General features: G+C 44.9%; 14 protein-coding genes and 1 pseudogene. 7 read left to right on the plus strand and 8 right to left on the minus strand.

Annotated features, from left to right (window positions below):
• The 5 genes and pseudogenes from BCT81_RS16960 to BCT81_RS16980 form a co-directional block, all read right to left on the minus strand.
• A pseudogene (locus BCT81_RS16960) lies at positions 1-778 on the minus strand (hypothetical protein); the annotation flags it as partial.
• A 2-nt stretch (positions 779-780) separates the two neighbouring features.
• Positions 781-2,520 carry a hypothetical protein gene (locus tag BCT81_RS16965; RefSeq protein WP_102425208.1) on the minus strand — a complete coding sequence of 580 codons (1,740 nt, stop codon included), beginning with the start codon at positions 2,518-2,520 and terminating at the stop codon, positions 781-783.
• Positions 2,513-3,832: a tyrosine-type recombinase/integrase gene (locus tag BCT81_RS16970; RefSeq protein WP_048663036.1), complete on the minus strand. Its 1,320-nt coding sequence runs from the start codon at positions 3,830-3,832 to the stop codon at positions 2,513-2,515. Before BCT81_RS16970 ends, BCT81_RS16965 begins: the two co-directional genes overlap by 8 nt.
• Before the next feature lie 95 nt (positions 3,833-3,927).
• A complete protein-coding gene (gorA, locus tag BCT81_RS16975) occupies positions 3,928-5,286 on the minus strand; it encodes a glutathione-disulfide reductase (RefSeq protein WP_102425209.1) in 1,359 nt (452 codons plus the stop codon).
• 187 nt (positions 5,287-5,473) lie between these two features.
• Complete coding sequence (locus BCT81_RS16980) at positions 5,474-6,313, minus strand: 23S rRNA (adenine(2030)-N(6))-methyltransferase RlmJ (protein WP_004740945.1); 840 nt, start codon at positions 6,311-6,313, stop codon at positions 5,474-5,476.
• A 278-nt stretch (positions 6,314-6,591) separates the two neighbouring features.
• Here BCT81_RS16980 and prlC point away from each other — a divergent pair, with 278 nt between their 5' ends.
• Complete coding sequence (gene prlC, locus BCT81_RS16985; protein ID WP_102425210.1) at positions 6,592-8,634, plus strand: oligopeptidase A; 2,043 nt, start codon at positions 6,592-6,594, stop codon at positions 8,632-8,634.
• Between the two features lie 68 nt (positions 8,635-8,702).
• Here the strand turns inward: prlC and asnC are convergent, their stop codons facing one another.
• Positions 8,703-9,167, minus strand: a complete 465-nt coding sequence (asnC, locus tag BCT81_RS16990; protein ID WP_004740948.1) for a transcriptional regulator AsnC — start codon at positions 9,165-9,167, stop codon at positions 8,703-8,705.
• A 125-nt stretch (positions 9,168-9,292) separates the two neighbouring features.
• On the opposite strand from asnC, the gene BCT81_RS16995 reads away from it, so the two are divergent.
• The 3 genes from BCT81_RS16995 (at position 9,293) to BCT81_RS17005 (ending at position 14,022) form a co-directional block, all read left to right on the plus strand.
• A complete protein-coding gene (locus BCT81_RS16995) occupies positions 9,293-12,415 on the plus strand; it encodes an EAL domain-containing protein (protein ID WP_102425215.1) in 3,123 nt (1,040 codons plus the stop codon).
• Between the two features lie 139 nt (positions 12,416-12,554).
• Entirely contained in the window at positions 12,555-13,334 is a 780-nt protein-coding gene (locus BCT81_RS17000; RefSeq protein WP_102425211.1) for a class I SAM-dependent methyltransferase, read from the plus strand.
• Positions 13,335-13,455: 121 nt separating this feature from the next.
• Complete coding sequence (locus BCT81_RS17005; protein ID WP_102425212.1) at positions 13,456-14,022, plus strand: hypothetical protein; 567 nt, start codon at positions 13,456-13,458, stop codon at positions 14,020-14,022.
• A gap of 117 nt (positions 14,023-14,139) precedes the next feature.
• Here the strand turns inward: BCT81_RS17005 and BCT81_RS17010 are convergent, their stop codons facing one another.
• Together BCT81_RS17010 and uspA are read right to left on the minus strand one after the other, a co-directional pair.
• Positions 14,140-15,018, minus strand: a complete 879-nt coding sequence (locus tag BCT81_RS17010; protein ID WP_102425213.1) for a carboxylate/amino acid/amine transporter — start codon at positions 15,016-15,018, stop codon at positions 14,140-14,142.
• Positions 15,019-15,070: 52 nt separating this feature from the next.
• On the minus strand, positions 15,071-15,505 hold the full coding sequence (gene uspA / locus BCT81_RS17015; RefSeq protein ID WP_004740958.1) for a universal stress protein UspA: 435 nt from the start codon (positions 15,503-15,505) through the stop codon (positions 15,071-15,073).
• 189 nt (positions 15,506-15,694) lie between these two features.
• Between uspA and ftnA the strand changes: the two genes are divergently transcribed.
• The 3 genes from ftnA (at position 15,695) to BCT81_RS17030 (ending at position 18,037) form a co-directional block, all read left to right on the plus strand.
• Positions 15,695-16,222, plus strand: a complete 528-nt coding sequence (gene ftnA / locus BCT81_RS17020; protein WP_004740959.1) for a non-heme ferritin — start codon at positions 15,695-15,697, stop codon at positions 16,220-16,222.
• A gap of 68 nt (positions 16,223-16,290) precedes the next feature.
• Positions 16,291-16,614 carry a universal stress protein UspB gene (gene uspB, locus BCT81_RS17025; RefSeq protein WP_102425214.1) on the plus strand — a complete coding sequence of 108 codons (324 nt, stop codon included), beginning with the start codon at positions 16,291-16,293 and terminating at the stop codon, positions 16,612-16,614.
• 229 nt (positions 16,615-16,843) lie between these two features.
• On the plus strand, positions 16,844-18,037 hold the full coding sequence (locus tag BCT81_RS17030; RefSeq protein ID WP_102425216.1) for an NAD(P)/FAD-dependent oxidoreductase: 1,194 nt from the start codon (positions 16,844-16,846) through the stop codon (positions 18,035-18,037).
• Positions 18,038-18,075: the final 38 nt, after the last annotated feature.

The raw sequence follows: 18,075 nt of genomic DNA on the forward strand, positions 1-18,075 counted from the left end.
AATAGTAATTTTTTCTCCCATTTTTCACTTTAGCGTCAATAATTCTTTTACCTTGAAGGTAATTTGATTGTAGAGCATTTTCAGTGTTAGAAATTAACTGAATGTGAGGATATGCATAGTCAATCAGCTCTATGGCCTTGGAGTAAATAGAGTTGCATAAACGCTCTGGGATAACGAGAATTTGTTGTTTCTCTAGATTATTCAATCGCTTTGCAACACTACTCGACTTGATAGGCTTTAATTCTAGATTTAGCTTGTGCCATGATGCGTAATCGATAGCTGCATTGATCGCAGAAAACGTATGCATGAGAGTGCTTTGTGAATAGTTATGTTGTTGTAGATAAATCTTAAAGTTATCCCATATATCAGGCAAGGATAGGGCTTTCAATGAGGTTTCCCTGTTTTCAGCTAAGAAACGATAGACTTTTTTAAAGGCCCTTAATCGAGAGTGGATACCTGAAAAACTTAGTGCTTTTCGCATCTTTGGACTGTTATAGAGCAACCAGCCCAAGGTAATTAACTTGAGCTCTCTCTGTATTTCCATGTTGGCACTGAACTCTTTAAACGAAAGAGTATTTCTCTCCTTTTTTCGAGAAAATGGGAAGCAATTCCAGTCGCTCTGACCGAAAGTAGCCGTTACATTACCATCCTCATCTTTGCAGATGATTACGGTGTCTAGTTCATCAAATCGTTCTTCATGGTACAAAGTGATGATATCTATAAGTTGCACTTTATGTTCTTCGGGGAAATCTCTTTTATAGAGTTGTGTTGTATTCATGGCTACACCTCGTTAGAGCGCTGAGAAATCAATTCAAGTACAGATTCAGCTTCACTCCAAAGGGGGTGAAAACCATCATCGAGCTTTTTTTCTGCTTGCCTTAATAGGTGATTATTGATGTTGGGTAGTATTTTTTCATCTATGAATATTACGAGATTTTCAAAGTTTTTACGGTAATGGCTTGTATCAAGATGTAGGTAGAGTGACTCCTCAATACACGCCTTAAAGCTGAGTAGGCACCATATATCTGCGAGAGATTGCACAATGACCTGGTTAGGACAACCAAAACAAGCTAACAAGTCAGCACATGCTAGTTTCTCGCCCTTGCTTGCTAGCTTATGTTGAATGGCCTTCCGAGTGTATTTTTTAGACTTTTCACCAAATGGAGAAGCACAACTACTACCATTGGAGACCCTGCTTAAATTGGGAAGGTTTATCTTGTATTCTTCCTCGATGACCATAAAATCGAGACCCAAATTGTTCTGTGCCTGTCTGGTATTAATACCACTTCTTACCTGTTCTTCTTTTATCGACATGGCATCTTGTATCATGCCATTATTTGAAAAGCGATTACCATTGCTGTAGCTTCTCTTTCGGGTGTTTGGCGTATTATTCAGCATGATGTCATTTATCATATCACCCTGATAATAGGTGGTTAGCTGAGCGCCTGTCTCACGAAAGCGACTGATAACAGGGCGCAATCTATTTCCCTGCTGATCGGTAAAGGTAAAGTGTTTTTCTACCCAGCGTTTTAAAAAGTCTTGCAGAGTTGTTGTCTTTAGGGGGTGTGCCTTTTTATAAGGAATTGTTTGAAGCAGAGTGGCGTTTTTATTTGAGTTTATTGTGCGGGAAGCATTGAGTAACTTATCAAAAAAACTCATGGCGTACTTAGGGACTTCTAGTTCATGCTCTCCTATCTCAATTTGAATTGTTTTAAAGGCGCGACGCTTAAAAGCCGACATTGTGTACCATGTTTCTCCTAATGTTATTGAGGCGTTGTCAGGTTGTTTTAGGCCAAATAAGTCACTTGTGTTTGCGTAAGTGTAATAGGCTAATAAATAGGTTGCAGCACTCATCATTTTTGTGATGCCAGAACAAAGTTGGTATTTTTTGTCTTGCCAAGTAAAAACCATAGTAGGCGTACATTTATAGGCGTGCATGTGCTTACCTGGGTCGTCAATGAATTGCTGGTAAGTTTGGTTAAATAAGCGTCGAAGAAAAGGGAGCAATTGGTTTAAATTATCACGAGTGTAGCTTTCAAAGGATCCTCTATCATTGTCATCCATAATTACTACGTTATCAAAATAATGGTGCGGTAAATCAAGGTATTTAGTAAATAAAGTGACCATTTCAGATAGTCTTTTTTTATAGGTGGCGCTTTTTAGTGAACCCAACATGACTCGGTTTTGCAGATGTTCCATATAGCCTTCAGTTGAGGGCTTCGTAAAAGCGGGTATTTTATTTTCATCGCACCATCGAACGTATTGAGCAGCTTTTACATAAAGAGTGTAAAGAGATGCGTGGCTTCCACCTTGTGCAATTTCTTCTTCAAATCTTGTTTTTAATCTATAAATCAATCCTTCTCTATTCATAACTTCAAATTGCTTACCTTGCTTCATTCGCTTCGTCGATGGAAAGCCCTTTGCTAAAAACCGATTAAAGTCGGCAAGCCTGTTATCTCCAATGTTTAGTAAAATGCATAGTTCAGGGCTCCAGTTGCCCATACGGATGATACTATTCATTATTATCACCTAATGCTTCATGCATGATGCTATCTAAAATGCCAAACTTCACTTTGAACGCTTCTTTGCGTTGCAAATAACGTAGATACTTCCAAGTCGTGGATTCGTTTCTATGCCCCATCCAACCCATTAGAAGCTCCATACACTCCATTGGAGTCAGTCCAGCCTCAAGCAAGTCATTTAGTCTATATGTACCGTAGGTTGAGCGTAGGTCATGGAAGCGATGAATAAAGGAAGGGGAGATTTTCTTGATGGAGGTTCTAAGTTCCGCCCACCTAGCTTCAATGGATTTAGCGGTAACAGGATTGCCTTGCTCACTTACAAAAAGAGGTTCATGACGCTCACACAGCTCAAGCCTTTCGATAGTTTCCTGCTTGAGTGAAGACTTATCTTTGGGCAATGATTCTAATTGAGCATTGAGTTTGTTTACTCGTTTGATTCTGCGCTCAGAGGTACGGTATTCATTCAGTGTGGTTAGCAGCTCTGATGAGATTTCTACACGTCTTTGCTTTGAGTATTTAGTTTGAACACCTGTCGATTGAGGGGATAAAACGAACTCGTAACGATGCTTACTTTCAATCAAGGGTGTTGCGGTATCAAGTGCATTCAGGGAGAGCGTTGCCACCTCTTGAATTCGCATTCCTGTATCTATGGAGATTAACACCTGCAAGCGTAATTCTTCGGATGCGTTAGGAAGGTGCTGTGTCAGAATACTCAGTGACTCTTGAGCGAGTGGAGATAAAGGTCGAATGTTCTTACTGCTTGCATCCTTTGGTACTTTTATTCGCAAGTCACTCGTTTCAACGGTAAACGTTGGCGATATGTGCGCTAGCATCCCAGTGCTTTGAACAGATACAAACTCCATTTTAAATGGTGCTTCTTTCTCGTTCTTGATTTTTAAGTAACCATCATGCATTAACCACTTGTAGTAGTTAACAATCTGATTCATTCGTACGCTTGCTGTGCTGTGTGCTAATTCCCCGTTCTTGATTTTTTTTAACAGGTGAGAGCGAAAAAGATAAGTTGGCTTGAGCCTTTTAATGGGAGGGAATGTATTCCATACCAATCCTTTTCCTTCAAGGAACTGGTAGTAAGCCTGTAATGCTTGAGCGCAGGGTGAAAGATCTTTAGCTGCTTTGATCGCTTTCTGATAGAAGAGGTAGCTGTTTGCCTCGTGGTTGAATGAACCATCTTGATTGAACAGTGTAGGTAGTGAGCCAATATTTCCCCTGAATGGAGTGCATTCGCAGATCTCATTACTGACTGATAATTCTGTCTGTTTATAGACATTGCCTGATTGTATGAGGTACATAAATTTACCTAGAAGATCACTGACTATACATACAGCATAGTCAGTGATGGGTTATTTTCCAGATTTACTTATGTGTGTAAGATACTTTTTCTACACTAACCTGTCATGGTAACAAACTCTTCTGAGCCCGTTGGGTGAATTGCCACAACAGAGTCGAAGTCTGCCTTAGTTGCGCCCATCTTCATTGCAACGCCGAAGCCTTGAATCATTTCATCAACCGTGAAGCCGATGCCGTGTAGACCAACGACTGTCTCTTCTTCGCCAGCACATACTAGCTTCATCTTACAAGGTTGACGGTGCTTGGTTACGGCTGTGTACATCGCAGTGAAGCCAGATGTGTAAACCTTGATGTTGTCTTTGCCGTACTTCTCTTCAGCTTCTTGAGTCGTTAGACCGATCGTGCCGATAGGTGGGTGGCTGAATACAACAGTAGGAACTAGGTTGTAGTCCATTTTCGCGTTTGTTTGACCGTTGAATAGACGTTCAGAAAGCTGACGACCTGCTTTAACCGCTACAGGAGTTAGCTCTATACCGCCTTCCATGATGTCACCAACACAATAGATGCCAGGAACGTTAGTCGCCTGGAATTCGTCTACCTTGATGTAGCCACGGTCATTTGTCTCAACGCCCGTTGATGCTAGGTTGATAGCGTCAGTCGCTGGGTGACGGCCGATAGCCCAGATTAGGTGGTCAACGTTTTGAGTGTTGCCATTCTCTAGGTGTAGCGTCAGTGTGCCGTCCGCTTCTTTCACTACTTCTTTAGGCACAGAGTGCGTGTGAAGTGTTGGACCTTCTGCTTCCATTACCTCAACCAATGTCTCAACGATCATTGGGTCGAAGCTACGTAGTGGAGATTCTTTACGGCAGAATAGGTGTGTTTCTGTGCCAAGTGCGCTTAGAACGCCAGCGATCTCAACTGCGATGTAACCCGCGCCGATAACAGCAACGCGTTTTGGTTGCTCCATCAGGTCGAAGAAGCCATTTGAGTCGATGCCGTATTCCGCACCTGGGATGTTTGGAATCGTTGGACGACCACCTACCGCGATCAGGATGTGATCTGCTGTGTAGTGTTCACCGTTTACTTCAACCGTCTTTTCGTCAACGAACTTAGCAAAACCTTTGATTACGTTTACTTTGTTGTTACCAAGTACGCGATCGTAAGATTGGTGGATACGACCAATGTACGCTTGGCGGTTCTCAATCAGTTTGCTCCAGTTGAACTTCTTCACTTCAACATCAAAGCCGTAATCTTCAGAGTATAGGTTGATCGCTTCAGCGACTTGAGCGCCGTGCCACATTACCTTTTTAGGAACACAACCAACGTTTACACAAGTACCACCAAGATCTTGAGCTTCGATAAGTGCAACTTTTGCACCGTGCATTGCCGCGCGGTTTGCTGATGCGATGCCGCCTGAACCGCCACCGATACAGATGTAATCAAAATGAGTCGCCATTACTTTCTCCATTTATTGAGGGTTGTAGTCACAGTGAGCGCACTGGATACCTACGTCCTATAGATTCTAAAATTGTCTAATTATTATATTGAGGGCAGATTGGTTGAACTCAATCTCCCTGTTTTAAATTTATTCGTCCACATCACAGTCTTTTGGCTGCTCTTTGAGCTTCGATGTGGCGTCGAGATTACTCAGGTACGATCCACTCTACTTTGTAGTGACCGGTTGCTGGTGCGATTGCTTCCTTCAAGAATGGAAGAATCTCGTTCATTTGGCTTTCTAGCTTCCAAGGTGGGTTGATAACAATCATGCCTGATGCTGTCATGCCACGCTCGTTGGTGTCTGGTGATACGCCAAGCTCGATCTGTAGAATCTTGTTGATGCCCAAGCTTTCTAAGCCTTCGATCATGTCTTCGATGTCACAACGGTTCACTACTGGGTACCAAATTGCGTAGATACCCGTTGCCCAGCGCTTATGGCTTTGAGCAATGGCTGTCACTACATCACGGTACTCTTTTGCAAGTTCGTACGGTGGATCGATCAGTACTAAGCCGCGGCGCTCTTTTGGTGGAAGGCTTGCTTTTAGACGCTTAAAGCCATCTTCTTTGTAGATCGATACCTGACGATCGCGGTGGAACTCTTGCTCAAGCAGCGGGTGATCAGCTGGGTGAAGCTCGGTCAGTACCATACGGTCCTGGTCACGCAGGTGGGCACGTGCAACACGTGGCGAACCTGGGTAGTAGCGCAGCTTGTCGCCGTTGTTTAGCGTTGAGATAGACTCAAGGTAGCTTTGAATGTCTTCAGGAAGATTTTGCTGTTCCCAGACGCGAGCGATACCTTGTTTGTATTCACCGGTTTTTTCAGACCATTCATGCGTTAAGTCGTAACGACCTACACCAGAGTGAGTGTCATGGTAAACAAAAGGCTTATCCTTCTGTTTCAAAGAATTAAGAATAAGGCTCTGTACGATATGCTTTACTACGTCGGCATGATTGCCTGCGTGGAAGCTGTGGCGATAACTTAACAAATTAAACTCTCGTAACACTCTCGTTTTAGAGTGTGGTTAGTGTAGGTGGGTTAATCTGATTATTATAACCCTCAATGGACCATAAATTCTCGAACAATTCGGGGACAGTCGTCAGCTATCTGCAGTTAGTTATTGGTTCTACTATTGAAATTTGCCTTTATGGGCACTATTTAATAACTATTCGCAGGTGATTTTTTAGGGCGCTGCTTAGCCTGATGACTGTAAGACGACCTCATTACAAAAAAGACGAAAGTCTCTAACGCCAAAGGAATGTTTATATGTCTAATCCGCTATTAACCTTCACGGACTTACCTCCGTTTTCACAAATCAAACCTGAGCACGTTAAGCCAGCGGTTGAGCAAGTGATTGAAGCGTGTCGCAACAAGATAGAACAAGTACTTGAAGGTAATACTTCACCAAGCTGGGACAACCTAGTTGCTCCAATTGAAGAAGTGGATGATCGTTTAGGCCGTGTTTGGTCACCAGTAAGCCACATGAACTCGGTTGTGAACAGCGACGAGCTGCGTGAAGCGTATGAAAGCTGTTTGCCTCTGCTGTCTGAGTACGGCACCTGGGTTGGTCAACACAAAGGTCTGTTTGAAGCGTACAAAGCGATCAAGGCGAGCGAAGCATTCTCTGGATTAAATCAAGCTCAACAAAAAACCATCACAGATGCACTGCGTGATTTCGAACTGTCAGGCATTGGTTTACCCGCTGACGAGCAGCATCGCTATGGCGAGATCAGCAAGCGTCAGTCTGAGTTGGGTTCTCAATTCTCAAACAATGTACTTGATGCAACCATGGGTTGGAGCAAGCAGGTCACTGATGTTGCTGAATTGGCAGGCATGCCTGAATCAGCACTGGCGGCGGCAAAAGCGGCGGCAGAGGCTAAAGAGCAAGAAGGTTACCTGCTGACTTTAGATATCCCGTCGTACCTACCAGTAATGACTTACTGTGATAACCAAGAGCTACGTAAAGAGCTGTACGAAGCTTACGTTACTCGCGCTTCAGACCGTGGTCCAAACGCAGGCAAGTGGGACAACACTGAGATCATCACCGAGCAGCTTAAATTGCGTCACGAGATCGCACGTATGCTTGGTTTTGGCACTTACAGCGAGAAATCTCTGGCAACTAAAATGGCAGAGACGCCAGATCAGGTTCTGGGCTTCTTAAATGATTTAGCGGTGAAAGCGAAACCTCAAGGTGAGCGTGAAGTGGAAGAACTGCGCCAGTTCGCTGAAAAAGAGTTTGGTGTGTCTGAGCTAGAACTTTGGGATATCCCTTACTACAGCGAAAAACAGAAACAGCACCTTTTCCAAATTTCAGATGAAGAGCTGCGCCCTTACTTCCCTGAATCGAAAGCGGTATCGGGTCTGTTTGAAGTACTGAATCGTGTATTTGGTATGACAGTGAAAGAGCGTGAAGGCGTCGACACATGGCATGAGTCGGTGCGCTTCTTTGATATCTTTGATGCTAATGACACATTGCGTGGCAGCTTCTACCTAGATTTGTACGCTCGTGAACACAAGCGTGGCGGTGCATGGATGGACGACTGCCGTGGTCGTCGTATTACCGCTGCTGGAGAACTACAAACGCCAGTTGCTTACCTAACGTGTAACTTCAATAAACCGGTTGGCGACAAGCCAGCATTGTTTACCCACGATGAAGTTGTGACTCTGTTCCACGAGTTTGGCCATGGTATCCACCATATGCTGACTCAAGTAGAAGCAGGCGCGGTTGCCGGTATCAATGGTGTGCCTTGGGATGCGGTTGAGTTGCCAAGTCAGTTCCTAGAAAACTGGTGTTGGGAAGAAGAGGCTCTAGCATTCATTTCTGGTCACTTCGAAACCGGTGAAGCTTTACCAAAAGAGATGCTAGAGAAAATGCTAGCGGCGAAGAACTTCCAATCAGCGATGTTCATTTTACGCCAGCTAGAGTTCGGTCTGTTCGACTTTACGCTACACACTACTTACGATCCAGAAGTGGGCGCGCGCGTACTTGAAACACTGGCTGACGTGAAGTCTAAAGTGGCTGTACTACCAAGCCTTGATTGGAACCGTTTCTCACACAGCTTCAGCCACATCTTCGCTGGTGGTTACAGCGCGGGTTACTACAGCTACCTATGGGCTGAAGTGCTATCGGCAGATGCGTTCTCAGCATTTGAAGAAGAGGGTATCTTCAACACTGAAACGGGTAATCGCTTCCTGAATAACATCCTAGAAATGGGTGGCAGTGAAGAGCCAATGGAGCTGTTCAAACGCTTCCGTGGCCGCGAACCACAAATCGATGCGATGCTGCGCCACGCAGGTATCAGTACGTAATATTGTGCTGGTCAGAATGTAAAAAGAGCCTCCTTGTGAGGCTCTTTTTGTCTCTGTTTATCAATTGATTATGGGTTCACATTACGATTGATTGGGTTTTGCAGTGAGATTAGCGTCTCGGTCGATTGCACCTCGTCAATTGCCTGTAACTTATCGATCAGGACGAACTGCAGCTCTTCAATCGATTTACACATCAACTTAACGAAAATATTGTAGGCACCAGTGGTGTAGTAGGCTTCAACTACCTCATCTAGGGCATTCAGCTTGGCGATTGCCGAGTGGTAATCTTTGGCTGCATTAAGATTGATACCAATAAAGCAACATACGTCGTAACCTAGCTTTTTCGTGTTTATCACCACCTCGGTACGCTCAATAATGTCGGCCGATCTCATTTTCTCGATTCGGACGTGAATAGTCGCGGGGCTTACGTCAAACTGCTTTGCCATCTCAGCGTAAGGCGTACGAGCATCTTCCATTAAGGTTTTCAGAATGGCACGGTCTAGGTCATCGAGACGAGCGGTGGTTGTGGACATGCGTAACCCTTAGATTTAATGAAAATATATCGGCTAGAGTACATATCATAGCCAAGGGTGATAATATTAGCAGCAACAATGATGTTAGGGTGAATTCAGTGCGATTTTGGGTGTTATTTATTGCGATGTGTTGGAGCGTATTCGCTTCGGCGCAGACAAAAGATGTATTGGTGATCCACTCCTACCATCAAGGTTTTTTCTGGACGGATGATTTCCACAAAGGATTGTCCGAAGAACTCGATCGCGACGGGTTGTCTTACCGCGTCGTTTACCTCGACAGCAAACGCTCTCAAAACCCTGAATACCTCGAGCGCGTCTACCAGCTTTATCACACCAAATTAATGCACGAAGAGTTTGCGGCGGTTGTGGTGAGTGATAACAACGCTCTCAATCTGATGAAGCGTTTAGCGTCAGATCTCGATGGAACCCCAGTTATCTTTGGTGGCATCAACAACTTCTCTCCTAAAATGATCGAAGGTTTGAACGCAACGGGCATCACTGAAGACATCGATCTGGTTGGTAACATCGAACTTATCAAGCGTCTCCAGGCGACCGTGAAAAAAGTTTATATGGTGACCGATCACTCGGTGACTGGTGAGGCCATTCGAGCGCAAATCGATCTGTTCATTGAAAAAAATCCTAACTTTGCAGACTTAATTGAACACTATGTTCCAGACTCATACCAAGAATTGACGACTTTTTCGCAGCGTGCAGACCTTGGGAAAAGCTTGCTGTTTTGGGCGTATTACCGAGATGCTAAAGGTGATGTGAGTAGTGATGAAGACTGGCGCCAGCTGAACATTAAAACGCAAATGCCGTTGTATATGGTGCACGACTTAGGCCTAGGCTTTGGTGCCATTGGCGGTGTGATTCAAAGCGGTGAAACTCAAGGGCGTAACACTGGTCGTGTTTTGTTGCAGGTGTTGGCGAACCCTAATGAACCGTTGCCTCCTGTGGTCGCTGGTGCTCCGGAGATTAAACTCGACTATCAACAAATATCGCGTTGGGACTTAGGTGCTGAAAACGAAGCCGCGGTGACGTTCCTTAACAAGCCTAAGCCTTTCCTGATGCGCTACCGTGATGAAATTCGCACCATAGGTTTAATGTTCCTTGGCATGTCATGCGTGATAGCCACCTTGGTGTATTACCTCAATCGTCTCAAGAAGAGCGAACGTGCTAGCCGCCAAAGCCAACGATTGTTGGAGTCGATATTCGACCAGAGCCTTCAGTTTATGGGCATTATCGATAAAGGCGGTGTGTTGCTGTCGAGTAATAGCAAGCTGCATGAGCTGCTCTACAATCAGGGCTATAAGCTAGGAACACCTTTGCAAGAACATCAGCACTGGGAAGACTCTGCCAGTGAGGTGTTGAAAGAATATTTTGTTGAGCGAGATGATCACCCATCTTTACGCTTTGAAGCTGAGGTTTGGTGTCGAGATCGCGGTGCCATGGTATTGGATATCTCACTGAAGCCGATGCCGGGCAGTGAAGAAGGCGATATTCAGTTCTTGTTTGAAGCGCGCGATGTCACTTCACGTAAGTTGGCTGAGAACAAACTATTCCAGCGTGAAGCGAACCTAAAACTCTATTATGACAAACAGCCAGTGATGATGATTACCTTGGATGGCAATAATCGCATCCAACAAGTGAATCAGTTTGCCGAAGAGCTGCTTGGCTACCCACTGGATGAACTTTTAGGTCATCGTCCTAGAGAGTTCTATGTCGATGAAAACGCGATGATTCCACGTCATATCTTGTTGCAACCACAGCATAAGATTCGTGGCGTCTGGCGTCGTGATATTGAGTATCGTCATGCCGATGGCAGTACTATCTGGATTCGAGAAAATATCCGTCCGCTGGTGGAGTCTGATCAATTGTTGATTGTGGGTGAGGACATCACCGAGACACATGAGCTTTCTGAAAAGTTGGAGTATCAGGCTCGTTATGATCTGCTGACTGATACCTTTAACCGCAACCACTTTGAGCAAGAGCTACAGAAGGCACTCAAAGAAGTTGAGAGCCACATGCGTACCCACGCAATGCTGTTCTTAGACCTAGACCAGCTGAAAGTACTGAACGATACCGCAGGGCATGAAGCGGGCGATGCTGCGATCTTGTTTAGTGCGCAGTTATTGGAAGAGGTACTGCCATACAATGCGGTATTGGCGCGTATGGGGGGGGACGAGTTTGCGGTACTCATCAAAGACTGTACTGAGCGAGACGCGGTGAATGTGTGTCGCAGTATTATCTCGATGATGGGTGACAATCCATTCTTGTGGGATGACATCCGACTAAACTTGACTTGCTCTATCGGCATTCGATTGATTGACCATACCGCGGCTTCACCACAAATGGTGCATGCTCAGGCAGACGCGGCATGTCATGCAGCCAAAGAGGAAGGGCGTAACCGTTATCACCTTTACCATCAAGATGATGAAGACTTGCGTCGTCGTCACCTAGAGATGGAGTGCGTCAATTTAGTACATGAAGCTTTAGCTAATGATCGCTTGGAGTTGTTTGCGCAGCGTATTTTAGGTTTAGACGAAGACAGCGACAAAATGCACTTCGAGATCTTGGTCCGCATTAAGAACGTCGATGGGGAATACATCTCTCCAGGGATCTTCATGCCAGCTTCTGAGCGCTACAACATTGCGCATTTGATTGATCGCCAAGTGATCGGCCAGACACTGAGCTGGTTGGAACAACGTCCACATCTGATTGATGAGCTAGGGATGTGCTCTATCAACCTTTCTGGTCACTCGATGGGAAACCGAGAGTTTGTTGAGTTCTTGATTGAAAGCTTGAGTAACTCGTCGATTCCGTGTCATAAGATCTGCTTAGAGATCACCGAAACAGCGGCGATGAGTAACATGAAACAGGCGATCAAGTTCTTCACTCGGATTAAAGACCTTGGTTGTATGATTGCGCTCGATGACTTCGGGTCTGGGTTATCGTCGTTTGGTTACTTGAAGAAGCTGCCAGTCGACATCGTTAAGATCGATGGCCTGTTCGTGCGTGATATTGATGTCAATGAGATGGACCATGTGATGGTTCGCTCTATCAATGATCTAGCCAAGCAAATGGGTAAGCACACAGTGGCTGAGTTCGTTGAAAACACCCAGATCATCGACAAGCTGATTGAGCTCGGTGTGAACTATGCTCAGGGGTATATCATTGGCCGACCTAAGCCGCTTGCTGAGCTGGTTGATGAACTTCAGCAAGAACGAGCGTTAGAAAACGCAAACTAACTAGGCCTTGTGTACAGCCTTGTTTTTATCTCGTGACTTTCGGTGCTAATAGTTTGCACCGCTAATATGTATTGTTGAGGCAATCAGGTAAACTGGTTGCCTCTTTTGTTTTGAATACTACTGTCTGTTGGAGACGACCTTGCAACTACAACTGATTTGCGAAGATGCTACCCAAATCGATCATCTGAATGACTTAGCGACTCGTTGGAATTTATCTCACGATGAAAACAGCGAATTTGCTTTGGTGCTGACTAGCGAGCGACTTGAGCTGCGCAAAGTAGACGAGCCCAAGTTAGGCGCTATCTTCGTTGATTTAGTTGGTGGCGCGGTTGGTCATCGACGTAAGTTTGGTGGTGGCAAAGGTCAAGCTATCGCCAAGGCGGCAGGTTTAAATAAAGGGGCTACGCCAACCATTCTTGATGGTACGGCTGGCCTAGGGCGCGATGCATTTGTACTCGCTTCCCTAGGTTGCAAGGTGCAGATGGTCGAGCGTCACCCTGTTGTTGCAGCGTTGCTTGATGATGGATTACAGCGTGCGCAGCAAGACCCTGATATCGGTGGTTGGGTTAGTGAGCGTATGAAGTTGATTCACGCTTCAAGCCATGATGCGCTGGATAAGCTCAGTGACGACCCTAGCTTTGAGCAACCGGATGTGGTGTATTTAGATCCAATGTACCCACACCCAGAGAATAAAAAGAAATCGGCTCTAGTCAAAAAAGAGATGCGCGTATTCCAATCTTTGGTTGGTGCAGATTTAGATGCTGATGCGCTATTGGCGCCTGCAATGAAGCTCGCATCAAAGCGAGTTGTAGTCAAAAGACCCGATTATGCGGCTTGGTTAGATGAGCAAAAACCGAGTATGGCGATCGAAACCAAAAAGAACCGTTTTGACGTGTATGTTAAAGCATCAATGACTTAGCGATACGCTAAGAAAATTTCCCGTCATAAATACGATAAATTGCTATTTAACACTTGCGATAGTCGCGTTACGGATGTATATCTAACTAAGAATCATTATTATTCTTAGCTGGAGTTGTAGCATGGCTAAACGCTTTTGTAAGTTAAACCGTCGAGACATTACCGAACACCTAGGCGAGATCCACAGCTTGGTTACTGAACCTAAGTTTGTGTGTCGCTCTTGTGCACGTTCATCGGCGGACGAAGCGAACCTATGCAAACCAACGGCAATCCCACCGCTCGGTTGCCAGAGTAAGCCAGCTGAAGAAAAGGCAGCTTGTGGTCTGTTAGCCGAAACGCTACCGAAGCCTGAAGTCACCTTGGCAGAGATGCCTGATTCATCAGTACAGATGTTTGACCCAGCCGTTGCTCTTGGAGGCGCAGAGAAACAAGCGTCACCTAAAAAAGCCAAACTGAAAAAACGCATCGCTAACGCGAGTGGTGATGAGAAATCAGAACTGAAGCGAGCGAAGAAAGCGGCTAAGAAACAAGAGAAATACAATAAGAAGCTGGCGAAGATGATTAAGAAGCAGCAAAAGCTGTTTAAGAAAAGCCAGAAGCTGGAAAGTGAATTGGAACGCATCAACTTACGACTTGATGATGTAGCTTTCACGGAAAACCAGGCTGTGGTTGTGAATCATATTCACTAACACCAACTGTTGAACATTATTCAACACGTTAGCCAGATCTAAAAAGAGCGACCTTAGGTCGCTCTTTTGCTTTTTGTCTCCGAAGAGCACTTGGCCGCGCTGGCGCATAAAAATTTGTTAGGCGTTCGCCGCGGATCTCGCCACACGCTTTTTCACCCACGTCTCATTCACGATGAGAGAAAGCAAGATAACCCCGCCGCCAATCGATAGTCTTACCAAATCAACGTCTCGGTTCCAGATCAGGATGTTCACCACCAAACCAGCAGGTACCAACACGTTATTCATTACGGCAAGTGCACCTGCGTTTACCATGCATGCACCTTTGTTCCACATAAAGTAACCCAACCCAGAAGCAATTAAGCCTAGGTAGATAAGGATTCCCCATTGAAGTGAAGTAGTTGGTAGTTTTTCAGGGTTGCCTAGAAGCATGAACGCAACCGAAGCCACGCACAGAGCACCCAGGTAGAAATAGCCAAATACCGTATGTTGAGGAAGCTCTGTCGACTCCTTCTCCATCACCACTTTGTAGCCCACCTGACCAATCGCAAAGCAGAGGTTTGCACCTTGCACGACAAGGAAGCCAACCAAAAAGTTGTCGTTAATTCCAGCGAACTTAATGAATACTGCGCCCAATACCGCAATCGCAGCCGTGACTAAGTACCAAGGTGAGAATTGCCCTTTGAGAAAGTCATAAATCAGAGTGACATAGATTGGAGTAAAGACGGTAAATAGCAGCACTTCCGGTACGGATAGCAGCAAGAAAGATTGATAGTAGAAGCAGTACATCAGGCCAAGCTGAATACCACCAATCGCCATCAATTTAGCGATCAACTTACCAGGGATGCCACGGAACTTCAGGAAAGGAAGAAAGACGATACCTGCTAGCGCAACACGCATCAAAACAGAGAACCAAGAATCAACCTGACCAGCAAGGTAGACGCCAATCAGGCTAAAAGAGAAGGCCCATAGGAGGGTAACACCAGCTAAATAGCTCATAGTAAAACTTCGTTATTAAGAGATGAGCTGTATGTTACCTAACCTTAAATCATTAGTCTTCTGAATCTCTTAGAGGCACGACCAGCATATCAACCGGAGTGGCATTGATCAGTTGTCGTGTAGAAGAGAGCAGTTTGCTCCAAAAGTCTTGATGGTGACCACACACCACTAAATCAACGTTGTATTCAGTGATGGTATCGCACAACTCGTGGCTCAAATCGCCGCTACCCACAAGCGTGTGAGTGATCGGGTATTGAGCATGTTCAGCAAAGTTTTGTAGCTGAATACGAGACGCTTCCATCGCATTGTGTTGGGTTTCTGCCATGTTGATGTCAATCAGCCCGGTATAGAGCTCGGCATAGTTAATATCGATATGGATAAAAGAGACTTTGGCTTCTAATGGCTTTGCCAATGCTACCGCTTTATCCACAATTAATTTGCTGTCATCTGATAAATCGACTGCGACCAAAATATGTTTGTAACTCATATCGCTACCTCCTTTATTCATTGTCTGATTAAAGATTAGCACTATGCGATGCCTTTTTTTGCTGAAGTGATCTCATATCCATCGTCTTGCGTAATGACGGTTCGAAATATCGGCTAACTAATGGTCAGCGAGAAATTAATAAAATAGTGATATAGTAGAGAAAATTGAGGATGTACTTAGGAGTCTTAAATGCTGTCACAAACTATGGTTGAGCAACTGAACGAGCAAATTAATCTAGAATTTTTCTCATCCAATCTATACTTACAAATGAGTGCTTGGTGTGAAGACAAAGGATTTGAAGGTGCAGCAGAGTTTCTGCGTGCTCATGCGGTAGAAGAAATGGAACACATGCAGCGTCTTTTTACTTACGTAAGTGAAACAGGTGCAATGCCAATTCTGGGTGCGATTGAAGCACCAAAACATGAATTTGAAAGCCTTGGCGCAGTATTCCGTGAAACCTACGAACACGAGCAGATGATTACTGAAAAGATCAATAAGCTGGCTCACGTTGCTTTCAGCACACAAGACTACTCAACCTTTAACTTCCTGCAATGGTACGTTGCAGAGCAACACGAAGAAGAGAAGTTGTTTAAAGGTGTATTGGATAAGCTAGAACTTGTTGGTGAAGATGGTAAAGCACTGTTCTTTATTGATAAAGACCTAGCGCAATTGGCAAAAGATGGTTCATCTTCAATCATGGATGCTCCTGCAGCCTAGGCTGTAAGAAAAAGACTCTGATTATCTTTTTCTTTTGAGTTTTCCTTTGAAGATGTAGGGAGGAAAGGATGATCAGCGGCGACACTATTCTATTTGCACTAATGGTTGTGACTTGCGTGAACTGGGCGCGCTACTTTACGGCGCTACGAACGCTTATTTATATTATGCGAGAAGCACATCCTCTACTTTATCAACAAGTAGACGGAGGTGGGTTCTTCACAACTCATGGCAATATGACCAAACAAGTTCGCTTGTTTAGTTACATCAAAAGCAAAGAGTACCACCATCACCACGACGAGGTATTTACCTCTAAATGTGATCGAGTGAGGGAGCTATTCATACTTTCTTCGGCTCTGCTTGGTGTGACGTTACTGGCCGCGTTTATCGTCTAGATAAATCAGCATGTGTGATTAGAGTGTCGGTTATTTTCTCGTTGGACTTTGATATACACTAGTCGGTGTACGAAGTTTGTACGATGGAACACCAATTGCAAAGTTTAAAATTGCCGCTAAAATAGCGAGCAATTAGTAAGGATGTGCTGTTAATGCACATCCTTTTTTATTGATGGCATTTTGAGAACAGGGCGTCCTCAAGGTGCAAAGTGAAGAAAGCAGAACCGCAATGAGTGAAAAATTTGATGTAATCGTGATTGGTGCGGGCGCCGCAGGCTTAATGTGTGCCGCGGAAGCTGGTAAACGTGGCCGACGAGTGCTGGTGGTTGATCATGCGAAAAAACCAGGCAGAAAAATTTTAATCTCAGGTGGTGGCCGTTGTAACTTCACCAACTACGATGTGTCTGCGAATAACTTCCTGTGTAAAAATCCTCACTTCGTAAAATCGGCTCTTTCTCAATACACCAACTGGGATTTCATCTCTATGGTGAGCAAGTACGGTATTGAATTTGAAGAGCGCGATCATGGTCAGCTATTCTGTGTGAATGACCATACAGCAAAAGATATCGTGAGCATGCTACTTGAAGAGTGTCAGCAAGCGGAAGTTGAGCAACGCTACCGCTGCGATGTTCACTCTATCGAAAAGACCGATTCTGGCTTCAAAATGCACCTCAATACCGACCAAGTTGAGTGTGATTCACTGGTGGTAGCGACCGGTGGTTTGTCGATGCCTAAGCTGGGCGCCACGCCATTTGGCTACAAGATTGCCGAGCAGTTTGGTTTGTCTGTGATGCCAACTACGGCAGGCTTAGTACCGTTCACGCTACATAAAGAAGACAAAGAAGATTTCGCTGAGCTTTCTGGTATCGCGATTCCTGCGGAGATCACGGCGCAAGATGGTACTTTGTTTAAAGAAGCGCTGCTGTTTACGCACCGCGGTCTATCTGGCCCTTCTGTACTGCAAATCTCTTCATTCTGGAAAGCGGGTCAGTCGGTTTCGATTAATCTAGTACCAGAAGCTGATGTGACTGAGTTGTTGGCCAACTCTCGTGAGAAGCATCCAAACCAGAGCTTAAAGAACACACTAGCAAAAGTATTACCGAAGCGTTTTGTTGAGGTGTTGATTGACCGTAAAGAGCTGGAAGACAAACCGCTTAAGCAGTTCAACGAAAAGCAGCTTAATGGCATTGTTGAGCATCTAGAAAACTGGGAAATCGCACCAAATGGCACAGAAGGCTACCGTACGGCGGAAGTTACTCTTGGTGGCATTGATACCGATCATCTATCTTCAAAAACCATGGAATGTAAGAACATCAAAGGCTTGTTCTTCGTTGGTGAGGTGATGGACGTAACGGGCTGGCTTGGTGGTTACAACTTCCAATGGTGTTGGAGCTCAGGCTTTACTGCTGGTCAGTGGGTGTAAGCATTTCGCTTTTCTAACCTATATAAAGCACATAAAAA

The organism is Vibrio sp. 10N.261.52.A1, assembly GCF_002876325.1.
In the GTDB taxonomy this organism is placed as follows: Bacteria; Pseudomonadota; Gammaproteobacteria; order Enterobacterales; family Vibrionaceae; genus Vibrio; species Vibrio chagasii.